Source organism: Halomonas sp. NO4, assembly GCF_010994375.1.
GTDB lineage: Bacteria > Pseudomonadota > Gammaproteobacteria > Pseudomonadales > Halomonadaceae > Halomonas.
The window spans coordinates 1-11872 of sequence record NZ_WHMA01000013.1; the positions used below are offsets into that span (position 1 = coordinate 1).

The 11872-nt window shown below is 70.1% G+C and carries 11 protein-coding genes; 7 read left to right on the forward strand and 4 right to left on the reverse strand.

Annotated elements, in window-relative coordinates:
* The 3 genes from FEF15_RS10865 to ybiO form a co-directional block, all read left to right on the forward strand.
* On the forward strand, positions 1-196 hold a 196-nt coding region (locus tag FEF15_RS10865), incomplete at its 5' end, for a pyruvate kinase alpha/beta domain-containing protein (protein ID WP_276208209.1).
* A 4-nt stretch (positions 197-200) separates the two neighbouring features.
* Complete coding sequence (locus FEF15_RS10870) at positions 201-680, forward strand: methylglyoxal synthase (RefSeq protein WP_163559186.1); 480 nt, start codon at positions 201-203, stop codon at positions 678-680.
* A 177-nt stretch (positions 681-857) separates the two neighbouring features.
* Complete coding sequence (gene ybiO, locus FEF15_RS10875) at positions 858-3185, forward strand: mechanosensitive channel protein (protein WP_240454140.1); 2328 nt, start codon at positions 858-860, stop codon at positions 3183-3185.
* A gap of 146 nt (positions 3186-3331) precedes the next feature.
* Here the strand turns inward: ybiO and FEF15_RS10880 are convergent, their stop codons facing one another.
* Genes FEF15_RS10880 through hemC form a run of 4 tightly spaced genes read right to left on the reverse strand, consistent with a single transcriptional unit; the run spans position 3332 to position 7917 of the window.
* Positions 3332-4597 (reverse strand): heme biosynthesis HemY N-terminal domain-containing protein, encoded by a 1266-nt coding sequence (locus FEF15_RS10880; RefSeq protein ID WP_163559188.1) that lies wholly within the window; start codon positions 4595-4597, stop codon positions 3332-3334.
* A complete protein-coding gene (locus FEF15_RS10885; RefSeq protein WP_163559189.1) occupies positions 4594-6174 on the reverse strand; it encodes a uroporphyrinogen-III C-methyltransferase in 1581 nt (526 codons plus the stop codon). The genes FEF15_RS10880 and FEF15_RS10885 overlap by 4 nt, the downstream gene beginning before the upstream one ends.
* Before the next feature lie 13 nt (positions 6175-6187).
* Positions 6188-6979 (reverse strand): uroporphyrinogen-III synthase, encoded by a 792-nt coding sequence (locus FEF15_RS10890; protein ID WP_163559190.1) that lies wholly within the window; start codon positions 6977-6979, stop codon positions 6188-6190.
* Entirely contained in the window at positions 6979-7917 is a 939-nt protein-coding gene (gene hemC, locus FEF15_RS10895; RefSeq protein ID WP_163559191.1) for a hydroxymethylbilane synthase, read from the reverse strand. The genes FEF15_RS10890 and hemC overlap by 1 nt, the downstream gene beginning before the upstream one ends.
* A 254-nt stretch (positions 7918-8171) precedes the next feature.
* On the opposite strand from hemC, the gene argH reads away from it, so the two are divergent.
* Genes argH through dapF form a run of 4 tightly spaced genes read left to right on the forward strand, consistent with a single transcriptional unit; the run spans position 8172 to position 11864 of the window.
* Positions 8172-9590, forward strand: a complete 1419-nt coding sequence (gene argH / locus FEF15_RS10900; RefSeq protein ID WP_163559192.1) for an argininosuccinate lyase — start codon at positions 8172-8174, stop codon at positions 9588-9590.
* Positions 9587-9751 (forward strand): lipoprotein, encoded by a 165-nt coding sequence (locus tag FEF15_RS10905; RefSeq protein WP_163559193.1) that lies wholly within the window; start codon positions 9587-9589, stop codon positions 9749-9751. The genes argH and FEF15_RS10905 overlap by 4 nt, the downstream gene beginning before the upstream one ends.
* A gap of 2 nt (positions 9752-9753) precedes the next feature.
* A complete protein-coding gene (lysA, locus tag FEF15_RS10910; RefSeq protein WP_163559194.1) occupies positions 9754-11031 on the forward strand; it encodes a diaminopimelate decarboxylase in 1278 nt (425 codons plus the stop codon).
* Positions 11031-11864 carry a diaminopimelate epimerase gene (gene dapF, locus FEF15_RS10915; RefSeq protein ID WP_163559195.1) on the forward strand — a complete coding sequence of 278 codons (834 nt, stop codon included), beginning with the start codon at positions 11031-11033 and terminating at the stop codon, positions 11862-11864. The genes lysA and dapF overlap by 1 nt, the downstream gene beginning before the upstream one ends.
* Positions 11865-11872 lie beyond the last annotated feature (8 nt).

Below are 11872 nucleotides of genomic sequence, written 5' to 3' on the forward strand. Positions count from 1 at the left end.
CATGGCGCTCTATCGGGGGGTGGTGTCGCTGCCCTTCGACACCAGCGCGATGGCCGCCGAGGCGCTCAACGACGCGGCGCTGGCGCGGGTGGTGGCGCACGGCACCGCTGCGCCGGGAGATCACGTGATTCTCACCCGCGGCGATCACATGAACGCCCACGGCGGCACCAATACCCTGAAAATCCTGAAGGTATGACACCATGAGCGATCCCCGACCGCGGCGCACCGTGACGCGCACCCTCCCGGCGCGCAAGCGCATCGCCCTGATCGCCCACGACGGCAAGAAGGAGGAGCTGCTGGAGTGGGCGGGGCGCTGGCAGGAGACCCTGGCCGACCACGAACTCGTCGGTACCGGCACCACGGCGAGCCGGGTCTCACGCACCCTGGGCCTGCCCGTTCAGGGACTGATGAGCGGCCCGCTGGGCGGCGACCAGCAGATCGGCGCCCTGATCACCGAGCAGAAGCTCGACCTGTTGATCTTCTTCTGGGACCCCTTCGCCCCCCAGCCCCACGACCCCGACGTCAAGGCGCTACTTCGCCTGGCGGCGCTGTGGAACGTGCCGGTGGCCTGCAACGCCGCCAGCGCCGACTTCATGATCAGCTCGCCCTGGCTGAGCCAGAGCTACACCATGACCATTCCCGACGCCGGCGCCTGGGTGAGCGACCGCTCGAGCGAGTGAGCCGCACGACGCATCCGCCCATTGGCAACCGGGCACTGATGTACAACACTTGTACGTCAGTGCCACCGGGTCGTGATCCGGGTGGAAAAACCGTATCATGCCGCCCTATCCGACGAGCAGCCCCCGGGTGCGGCCCGATGGATGCGTTCTCACACGCCACGAGATGGAGGTCACCGCGTGAAGTCATTGCGAGCCCTACCCCTGCTCCTTGGCTGGTTGCTGCTCGCCCTGCTGGCGACAGTCGCACCGGTCCAGGCACAGGCCCCCCAGGAAGCGAGCGGCAGCGAGCCGCCGGCCTACGACACCCTGGCCGACCTGCTGGAGAACGACCAGACACGCCAGCAGCTGATCGAACAGCTGCGCGGCCTGGCGGAAGAGACGGACGCGGCCGCCCCCGCCGCCGAGGAGGACACCGCCGCCCCCTCGCTGCCCCGGCAGCTGGCCGAACTCACCAGCCGCATCGCCGGCGATATCGGCAGCCAGTTCGACAACCTGATCGGTGTCCTCACCGGCCTTGCCAGCGGCGATGCCGGGCGCTTCGACATAGCCGCCTTCACCTCGGCCGCCATCAACCTGGGGCTGGTGATTCTCGCCACCTTCGTGCTCTTCGTGGCCTTTCGCCGCCTGGTGCGCCCGCTGTTCACGCGCTTGAGTCAGTGGTCGCTGGCCGGAAACGGCCTGACGCCGGTACTGCGCTTGGTGCTGTGCGTGGCCCTGGCCGCCGCGGTCGACGTGCTGGTGGTGGCACTGGCCTATCTGGGCGGCAACCTCATCGCCACCTTCGCCGTCGGCGAGACCGGCGAGCTCTCCACCCGCGCCTCGCTGTTCCTCAACGCCTTCCTGGTCATCGAGCTGATCAAGGCGGGGGTACGCATGCTCTTCTCGTCGCGCTACGAAGGGCTGCGCCTGCTGCCCATCGCCGCCGCCGAGGCCGCCTACTGGAACCGCTGGATCGCCCGCCTGGTGGGCCTGGTGGGCTATGGCCTGATGGTGGTGGTGCCGCTGACCAACTTCTACCTGTCGCCGGCGCTCGGCCAGGGCATCGGCACCCTGATCATGCTCGGCGCCTTCCTCTATGCCGTGACGGTGGTGCTCAAGAACCGTGTTCGCCTGCGCGACAACCTGATGGCGCTGGGCGCCCGCACCGAGCTGGCCGCCACGCGCCTGTCGTTGCAGCTGTTCGCCCGCACTTGGCACCTCTTCGCCCTGGCCTACTTCCTGGTGGTACTGGTGCTGACGCTGACCCGGCCGGCCGACGCCCTGCCGTTCGTGCTCTTCGCCACCCTCAAGACCCTGGCCGCCGTGGTTGCCGGCATGCTGATCTCTACCCTGTTGACCCAGACCATCGGCCGGCGCATCCGCCTCTCCGACGAGTTGCGCCGCAAGCTGCCGATGCTCGAGCCGCGCCTCAACGCCTACGTGCCCAATGCCCTGCGGGTGCTGCGCACGGTGATCCTGATCGCCGTGATCCTGCTGGTGCTCAACGCCTGGAGCGCCTTCGACCTGGCCGGCTGGTACGCCTCCGAGACGGGGCGCGGCCTGATCGGCAAGCTGGTCAGCGTGGCCTTCATCCTGGTGATCGCCATCGCCGCCTGGCTGGGGCTGGCCAGCCTGATCGAGCACAAGCTCAACCCCGAGACTGGCACCGGCGAACCCTCGGCGCGCGCCAAGACGCTGTTGACGCTGTTCCGCAACGCCCTGGCCATCGCCGTGCTGACCATCACCGCGATGATCGTGCTGGCCGAGATCGGCATCAACATCGGCCCGCTGATCGCCGGTGCCGGTGTACTGGGCCTGGCCATCGGTTTCGGGGCCCAGAAGCTGGTCCAGGACGTCATCACCGGCATCTTCATCCAGGTCGAGAATGCCATGAACACCGGCGACGTGGTCACCGTGGGCGGGATCACCGGCGTGGCCGAGCGCCTCAGCATCCGCTCGGTGGGCATTCGCGACCTCAACGGCACCTACCACATCGTGCCCTTCTCCAGCGTGGACACCGTCTCCAACTACATGCGCGAGTTCGCCTACCACGTGGGCGAGTACGGCATCGCCTATCGCGAGAGCATCGACGAGGCGATCATCGCCCTGCGCGAGGCGTTCGACGAGCTGAGCAACGACGAGGAGCACCGGATGAACCTGGTCGCGCCCCTGGAAGTGGCCGGTGTCATCGCGCTGGCCGACAGTTCGGTGAACATTCGCGTGCGCATCAAGACCACCCCGGGCACCCAGTGGGCGGTAGGCCGCGCCTACAATCGCCTGGTCAAGCTGCACTTCGACGCCAAGGGCATCGAGATTCCCTTCCCCCACACCACCCTCTACTTCGGCGTGGGCAAGGAGGGCGAGGCACCGCCCGCCAACCTGCGCGTCATGCAGCAGGCCTTCGATGTGGATGGCCGCCCCGGCGGCCAGCCCAGCTCCGAGGCCAGCAGCCGGGCCGGCGAGGAGGACCCGCGCGCTCGGCCCAACCCCGCCCGCAAGGGCGACTTCGACGAAGACGAGGACTGAGCCCGTCCCTGGCCGTGAACCGCGGCCAGGGACCTCGCCCGGCCTCGCTTTCCAAGGGGACAACGCAAGCGGGGGGCTGCCCAAGGCAGCCCCCCGCTTGCGTGGAGAGGAGGACAGCGGCGCCTCACGACACCGCCTTGTGACGCCTACCCGGCCTTGCGCCCCTTCTCCTTCTCCGCCGGCTTGCCGTTGGCGGCCACCTCGGCCGGCTGGGGCAACGACGGCAGCGACTTGTCGAGCAGCTCGACGCTCTGGCGGTAGTAGAGCTGGCTCTTGTTGTGCTCGCCCAGGTTGGCGTAGAGGCGCGCCAGCTCGGCACACACCACGCCGCTGGGGCGCTGGCGCTGGCTGGCCTCGAAGTACTCCTGGGCCTTGCCCCAGTAGGCATTGCGCAGCGACAGCCGTCCCAGGGTGAGCAGCAGGTCGGGGTCGTTGGGCCGCTCCTGAAGCCACTTTTCGGCGTGGACCAGTTGGCGCGCCGGGTCGACGTTGAGCAGGCCGTAGCGCAGCACCAGGCGGCTGTCCCAGTGCTCCTTGAGGGAGTGGCGCAGCAGCCGCTCGGCGATCCCCTCCTCCTTGCCGCGCACCAGGGCCTCGGTGTAGAGCGCGATGAGCTCGACGTTGCCACGCAGCGAATCGGGCATGTCGGCCCAGAGGTTGCGCACCCGCTCCACGTGGCTGGGATCGCGAGCTTCCTGGATCAGCAGCTCGCGATAGGCACGGTATTCCAGCTCGTGGCGCTCCTCGGCGGACACCAGCTGACGGGCGGCCAGGCGCGGCATCAGGCGGCGCAGGCCCTCCCAGTCGCTGACGCTCAGGTAGGCCTGCTTGAGCTGTTTGAGCACCTGGGGGTGGTTGGGCAGCTGGCGGTCGAGCCGCGTGAGGATGGCCAGCGCCTCCTCGTACTGCTGGCGGTCGAGCATCAGCTGCACCTGCATCAGACCCACCGCGGTATCGGCTCCCTGGGTGCTGAGGTGGGCGCGCTTGAGCAGGGTATCGGCCTGCTCGAAGCGGCCCTGATAGTGGGCCGCGAGTGCCGCGGAGAGGTAGTTGACCAGCGGCGTGCTGGAGTCGTCAGCGGCCTTGACCAGCGCCTTCTCGGCGCGCTTCCAGCGCCCCTCAGCCAGCGCCACCAGGCCGCGCACGGTGCGCTTCATGGCGTTGCGGTGACGGGTGCGGCTGTTCCACACCTTGAAGCGGGAGACCGGGCGCGACAGGCGCGTCAACACGCGCAGGGCGAAGTGCAGTACCAGGAAGGCGGCGAGCAGAAGCACCAGCCCGAACCAGAACGAGGTCTGCACGGAGGTCTCGCCCACCCGTATCAACCAATAGCCGGGGAGCGACACCATCAGCTGGCCGAACAGCGCCCCCAGCGCCAGGCCGACGACGACGAGCAGGATCAGCTTTCTCATGCGTCATCTCCCTGATCGTTGCGCGAGCCGAAGCGCCGCTCGATGAAGGTGGCGAGCGCCTCCTGGGAGCCGCTGATGTCGGGCAGCTCGGGGCGGATGGTCCGCTCCTGGAGGGACTCGAGGCGCTCGATGACGGCCTGCACTTCCTCACGGCCGGTGTCGTAGTAGCCGTCGATCATCGACAACGCCTTGTCGAGGCTCGCCTCATAGAGCGCCTGCTCCTCCTCGAGCAGGGCCAACTGGGCCTGCTCCAGCACCAGGCGAGCGCTCTGGCGCAGGTAGGATTCCTGCTCGGGGCTGATCAGGCTCTCCAGCGCCTGGTCGTGGTGGCGAATCACCACTAGGTCCTTGAGCTCTTCGCCGAAGCGCGACAGCTGCTGCTGCCAGCCACCGCTGGGCGCCTCCTCGAGACCCGCGCGGGCGGGGATCTCCTCCAGCTCGCGGGAGAGCGGCAGCTGGGCGAGGCGCTCCTGCTGGGCGTTTAGCTCCAGATAGAGGCCGGTGCGATCGACCTGCGGCACCCCTTCGAGAATGGCGATCTCCGAGGCGATGGCGCGGCGCACGGAGAGCAGCGCGGGATTGTCGGCCTCGCTCAGGCGCTCGTCGGCGGTGCGCAGCAGGGCGATGGCGCCCTCGACGTCGCGCTCGAGCTGCAGGCGCTGGTTGGCCAGGCGCAGCAGGTAGGCGGCTTCGGCGTGCAGCCACTCGCGGGCATCGGGCTCCTGCTCGCTGGAGAGCTCGTCGAGCACCTGATCCAGGGTGCCATCGATCTCGCTGCGGTAGCTGGCGAAGCGCTCGCGCAGCTCCTCCAGAGCCGCGTTCAGCTCGGCGTTGCGCTCGCTCTCGCCCTCTTCCAGGCGGGCCTCCAGCTCGGCCAGGGCGTCCTGGGTGGCGGCGCTCTCGGCGCGCGACTCGAGCTCGACCAGGCGCTGCTGCTGGGCGTCGACGCGCTGCCACATGCGCTGGGCGAAGAAGCCCACGGCCAGCGCCAGCACCACCACCAGCACCAGCGCCAGGGCACCGCTCTTGCTGCCCTTATGCTGGCCGCCGTTGCCGCCACCGGCAGCGGTGGCGCCGCCCCTGCCGGACGCGCCACCGCCGGAGGCAGCGGCGGCGCCCGAGGCGGGCGTTTCGGCCTTGCCGCTCGTCTCCGGCTTGCCCCCTTGGGCACCTGCCTTGCTGGCTTGCGACTTGCCGCCCTGGCTGCTCCCCTTGCCGGACTGCGCCTTGCTGCTCTGGGTGCTCGTCTTGCTGGCCTGGGCGCCCGTCTTGCTGGGCTGAGACTTGTCGGTGGCGGATGCCTTCGACTTCTCGGCGGCCGCCTTGGCACCGCTCGCAGCTGCCCCGGGCTTGCTCTCCGCGTCGCTCGCCTTGCTGGCCGCCTGGCTGGCGGCGGGGGTGCCACGACTCGATCCCGAACGGTTGGGGGGGGCCTTCTCGGCCTTGCCGGTGGCCTCCCCCTGCTGCGACGATTGGTCAGGCGAGGCAGTGCCCTTGGCACCGCTGCCCTGGTCGGCGGTCTCGGCCTCGCCGGATGACGACTTGCGTTCGTCCTGCTCGTTGGTCTGTTTGCTCATCAGTCGCTAGCCCTTATTCGAGATCTTCGTGATCGACATCGGCATCCTCGGGGTCGCAGGCCCCGGCCACCGCGTCGGCCAGTGCGGCCGGAGTGGCACCCGACGCCACCACGGGGGTACGAAACCCCAGGTTGACGGCCAGTGTAGCCAAACGACGACTGGACACGATTAGCGGTTGGTTCAAGGTCGACTCGGTGCACCATCTTGCCAGATGTTGCAGCAATTCTCCGCTGCTGATCACCAGCGCGCGGAAATCGCCGCTCGCCAGGCGCGCCGCCACGGCGGGGGGCGGCGGCTGCAGGCGTCGCCGATAGAGCGCGAGCCGCATCACCCGGGCGCCGCGCGCGGCAAGGGTATCGCCAAGCAGCGCCCGTCCGCCCTCGCCGGCCACCAGCAGCACGCACTGGTCGGCGAGGGCGCGCAGGGAGCCGAGCCGCAGCAGCGCCTCGCTGGTGTCCTCGCCGGCCTCGGCGGGCGGCACATGAACCCGCACCCCCAGCCGCTCGTGCAGCACCTCGGCCGTGGCCGCCCCGACGGCGTACCAGGCCGTGCCCAGGGGCAGCTGCGGCCAGTAGCGATCCAGGGCGTCATGCAGGCACTCGGCGGCGAAGGGGCTGACCACCACCACCCGGTGGAAGTGGTCGAAATCGAGCCAGGCCGCGCGCATCGCCGGGGTTTCCGGCAGCGGCTCCAGCGCCATGGCCTCGAGGTGGGCCACCGGGAACCCCGCCGCCTCGATGGCCGTGGCCAGCGCCCGGGCCCGCTCGCCCGGACGGCAGATGAGAACCGGCCGGGGAGCGGCCATCAGCCGCCGTAGACCTCGGCGAGGATCTCCCCGGCGCCCTGCTCGAGCAGGTCCTCGGCGACCCGGATGCCCAGCGCCTCCGGCTCGTGGATCGAGCCGCGTCCCTCGGCGCGCAGCACCTCGGTGCCGTCGGGGTTGCCCACCAGGGCCCGCAGCCACAGCGTCTGGCCGTCGTTCTCGAAGGTGGCGTAGCCGCCGATGGGCACCTGGCAACCGCCTTCCAGGCGGGTGTTCATGGCGCGCTCGGCACGCACCCGGGTGGCGGTGATGGGGTCGTCGAGGGGCGCCAGCAGATTGATCAGCTCGGGGTCGTGGATGCGGCACTCGATGCCCAGGGCGCCCTGGCCACAGGCCGGCAGGCACACCTCCGGGGGCAGCTCCATGGCGATGCGGTCCTCGAGCCCCAGCCGCTTGAGGCCGGAGGTGGCGAGCAGGATGGCGTCGAACTCGCCGGCGTCGAGCTTGCCCAGGCGGGTCTGGACATTGCCGCGCAGGGTGAGGATCTCCAGATCGGGACGCGCCTCGCGCATCTGCAGGCCGCGGCGCAGGCTGGACGTCCCGACGCGCGCGCCCTCGGGCAGCTCGTCCAGGGAGCGATAGGCATTGGAGACGAAGGCATCGGTGGGCTCGGCGCCGGCCAGGATCACCGAGAGGCCCAGCCCCTCGGGGAAATGCATGGGCACGTCCTTCATGGAGTGCACGGCGATATCGGCGCGCCCATCGAGAATCGCCTCCTCCAGCTCCTTGACGAAGAGCCCCTTGCCGCCCACCTTGGCCAGCGGCGTGTCGAGGATCTTGTCGCCACGGGTGGAGAGCGCGACCAGCTCCACCGTGAGGCCGGGATGCTCGGCCATCAGCCGGTCACGGACGTGTTCGGCCTGCCACATGGCCAGTTGACTCTTGCGCGTGGCAATACGCAGCGTTTCGATGGATCGCACGTGGTTCTCCCCATGCTGGGGCCCGACGGGCCCGTCTGAGCGGTTGGTGCCGCACCCGGTCGCGGCCGCGGGCATCTCGGTTCGTTGCCGTCCATCATAAAGCACCCGGGGGAGCAGGAAAAACTCGCCGCCTGCTGCCGGCGCCCGCCCCTCGCCAGCCGCGCCGACTCTGGTACACTGCGACACCATGACCGCGGGCCGCGCACTGGCCTCGCTCCCGCACCATCCAAGCATCTTGCAGGTTGTTCACGCCGATGAGCACAGACTCCTCCAATCCCGGTACCAACCAGTCCTGGGGCGGCCGCTTCAGCGAACCCACCGACGCCTTCGTCGCCCGCTTCACCGCCTCGGTCGGTTTCGACCAGCGCCTCGCGCTGCAGGACATCCAGGGCTCCATCGCCCACGCCACCATGCTGGCGCGGGTCGGCGTGCTGACCGACGTCGAACGCGACGCCATCGTCGACGGCCTCGCCGAGATCCGCGGCGAGATCGAGCGCGGCGAGTTCGCATGGTCGGTGCCGCTCGAGGACGTGCACATGAACATCGAGGCGCGCCTCACCGAGAAGATCGGCATCACCGGCAAGAAGCTGCACACCGGCCGTTCGCGCAACGACCAGGTGGCCACAGACATCCGCCTCTACCTGCGCGACGCCATCGACGGCATCGACGGCGAACTGCGGCGGCTGCGCGAGGGGTTGATCGAGCTCGCCGTGCGCGAGGCCGACACCATCATGCCCGGCTTCACCCACCTGCAGACCGCCCAGCCGGTGACCTTCGGCCACCACCTGCTGGCCTGGCAGGAGATGCTCGCCCGCGACCACGAGCGCCTGCGCGACTGCCGGGGGCGGGTGAACGTGCTGCCGCTGGGTGCGGCGGCACTGGCCGGCACCACCTACCCCATCGACCGCCACGTCACCGCCGAGCTGCTGGGCTTCGCGCGCCCCGCCGAGAACTCGCTGGACGCGGTGAGCGATCGCGACTTCGCCATCGAGTTCACCGGCTTCGCCAGCCTGCTGCTGATGCACCTGTCGCGCATGAGCGAGGAACTGGTGCTGTGGACCAGCGCCCAGTTCGACTTCATCGACCTGCCCGACCGCTTCTGCACCGGCTCCTCGATCATGCCGCAGAAGAAGAACCCTGACGTGCCTGAGCTGGTGCGTGGCAAGACCGGGCGCGTCTACGGTCACCTGATGGGTCTGCTGACGCTGATGAAATCGCAGCCGCTGGCCTACAACAAGGACAACCAGGAGGACAAGGAGCCACTGTTCGACAGCGTCGACACGGTGCGCGACTGCCTCAAGGCCTTCGCCGACATGGTGCCGGCCATCGAAGCCAAGGCCGACAACATGGCCGAGGCCGCGCGCAAGGGCTTCTCCACCGCCACCGACCTCGCCGACTACCTGGTGCGCCGCGGCGTCGCCTTCCGCGACGCGCACGAGATCGTCGGCCAGTCGGTGGCCTACGGCCTCGCGCAGGGCAAAGACCTCTCCGAGATGACGCTCGACGAGCTGCGGCAGTTTTCCGCCACCATCGAGGCCGACGTCTTCGAGGTGCTGACCCTGGAAGGGTCGGTGGCGGCCCGCAACCACATCGGCGGCACGGCCCCGGACCAGGTCCGCGCCGCCGCCCAGCGGGCCCGCGACGCCCTGGCCCGCCTGGAGCAACCGACATGACGGGGCGCCTGGCGCTGGGCACCGCCCTGCTGGCAGCGCTGCTCGTGGCCGGCTGCGGGCAGAAGGGCCCGCTCTACCTGCCGGACGACGAGGCCGCCGCCGAGCGCTCCGGTGGCAACACGGCACAGCCGAACGCGCCGGCCGACGAGGACAACGACTGACCATGGACCACTTCGACTACCGCGACGGCGTGCTCTACGGCGAGCAAGTCCCCCTGACCCAGATCGCCGACGAGATGGGCACGCCCTGCTACGTCTACTCGCGGGCCACGCTCACCCGCCACTTCCGCGCCTACACCGAGGCGCTGGGCAGCCACCCCCACCTCATCTGCTATGCGGTGAAGGCCAACTCCAACCTGGCGGTGCTCGATCTGCTGGCGCGCCTCGGCGCCGGCTTCGACATCGTCTCCGTGGGCGAGCTGGAGCGCGTGCTCGCCGCCGGCGGCGACCCGGCCAAGGTGGTCTTCTCCGGCGTGGCCAAGCAGGAGGCGGAGATGGCCCGCGCGCTCGAGGTGGGCATCAAGTGCTTCAACGTCGAGTCGCGCCCCGAGCTCGAGCGCCTGAGCGCCGTGGCCAGCCGCCTCGGCGCCGTGGCCCCGGTGTCGCTGCGCGTCAATCCCGACGTCGATGCCGGCACCCACCCCTACATCTCCACTGGCCTCAAGGAGAACAAGTTCGGCATCCCGGTGGACGAGGCGCTGGCGGTCTACGAGCTCGCCGCCACCCTGCCCGGCGTGAAGGTGGTGGGGCTCGACTGCCATATCGGCTCGCAGCTCACCGAACTCGCCCCCTTCCTCGACGCCCTGGATCGCCTGCTGGTGCTGCTCGGGCGGCTGCGCGAGCGCGGCATCGAGGTCGCGCACCTCGACCTCGGGGGCGGGCTCGGCGTGCCCTACCGCGACGAGCGCCCGCCGGCGCCCTTCGACTACGCCGCCTCGCTGCTCGAGCGCCTCGCCCAGTGGGAGGGCGGCGAGCGGCTCACCCTGCTCTTCGAGCCGGGGCGCTCCATCGCCGCCAATGCCGGGGTGCTGCTCACCCGCGTCGAGTACCTCAAGCCCGGCGAGAGCAAGAGCTTCGCCATCGTCGATGCCGGCATGAACGACCTGATCCGCCCCGCGCTCTACCAGGCGTGGCAGGCGATCCTCCCGGTGGACACCCGCCCGGTGCGCGAGAGCGCCACCTACGACGTGGTGGGCCCGGTGTGCGAGACCGGCGATTTTCTGGGCAAGGAGCGCGAGCTGGCCATCGCCGAGGGCGACCTGCTCGCCGTGCGCTCGGCCGGCGCCTACGGCTTCGTGATGACCTCCAACTACAACAGCCGCCCGCGCCCCGCCGAGGTGATGGTGGACGCCGACCGCTACCACGTCGTCCGCCGCCGCGAGACGCTGGCCGACCTCTGGGCCGGCGAGTCGCGGCTGCCCCAGGGCGAGGAGCACCGCTGATGCTGCTGCACTTCACCAAGATGCACGGCCTCGGCAACGACTTCATGGTGGTCGACTTGGTCACCCAGCGTGCCCGCCTGCGCGACGAGCAAATCCGTCACCTGGCCGACCGCCGCTTCGGCGTGGGCTTCGACCAGCTACTCGTCGTCGAGCCGCCGCGCGACCCGGACATGGACTTCCGCTACCGCATCTTCAACGCCGACGGCAGCGAGGTGGAGAACTGCGGCAACGGCGCGCGCTGCTTCGCCCGCTTCGTGCGCGACCAGCGCCTCACCCACAAGCGCGAGATCCGCGTGGAAACCGCCGGCGGGCCGTTGACGCTGTGCGTCGAGGACGACGACCGGGTCACGGTGGACATGGGCCGGCCACGCTTCGACCCCGCCGCGCTGCCCTTCACGGCCGATGACGACCGCCTGCTGCATGCCCTGGAGGTCGACGGCGAGCGTGTCGAGATCGGCACGGTGTCGATGGGCAACCCCCATGCGGTGCTGCGCGTCGACGACGTCGACACCGCCCCGGTGGCGCGTCTCGGGCCGGCCATCGAGGCGCACCCGCGCTTTCCCAAGCGCGTCAACGTGGGGTTCATGCAGGTGGTCTCGCCCCACGAGATTCGCCTGCGGGTGTACGAGCGCGGCAGCGGCGAGACGCTGGCCTGCGGCACTGGGGCCTGCGCCGCCGTGGCCTGCGGTATCCGCCAGGGGGTGCTCGAGAGCCCGGTCACCGTGCACCTGCGCGGCGGCGAGCTGCGCATCGCCTGGCCGGGCGGCGACGCCCCCCTGACCATGACCGGCCCGGCCCAACGCGTCTTCGACGGGCGTGTCGTCCTCGCCTGACCGCCCCT

Excerpts from the sequence above, each read along its gene's own strand:
- FEF15_RS10870 (WP_163559186.1), top strand. The coding sequence starts at position 201 with ATGAGCGATCCCCGACCGCGGCGCACCGTGACGCGCACCCTCCCGGCG.
- FEF15_RS10905 (WP_163559193.1), top strand. The coding sequence starts at position 9,587 with ATGACGGGGCGCCTGGCGCTGGGCACCGCCCTGCTGGCAGCGCTGCTC.
- FEF15_RS10885 (WP_163559189.1), bottom strand. The coding sequence starts at position 6,174 with ATGAGCAAACAGACCAACGAGCAGGACGAACGCAAGTCGTCATCCGGC.
- argH (WP_163559192.1), top strand. The coding sequence starts at position 8,172 with ATGAGCACAGACTCCTCCAATCCCGGTACCAACCAGTCCTGGGGCGGC.
- FEF15_RS10890 (WP_163559190.1), bottom strand. The coding sequence starts at position 6,979 with ATGGCCGCTCCCCGGCCGGTTCTCATCTGCCGTCCGGGCGAGCGGGCC.
- dapF (WP_163559195.1), top strand. The coding sequence starts at position 11,031 with ATGCTGCTGCACTTCACCAAGATGCACGGCCTCGGCAACGACTTCATG.
- FEF15_RS10880 (WP_163559188.1), bottom strand. The coding sequence starts at position 4,597 with ATGAGAAAGCTGATCCTGCTCGTCGTCGTCGGCCTGGCGCTGGGGGCG.
- lysA (WP_163559194.1), top strand. The coding sequence starts at position 9,754 with ATGGACCACTTCGACTACCGCGACGGCGTGCTCTACGGCGAGCAAGTC.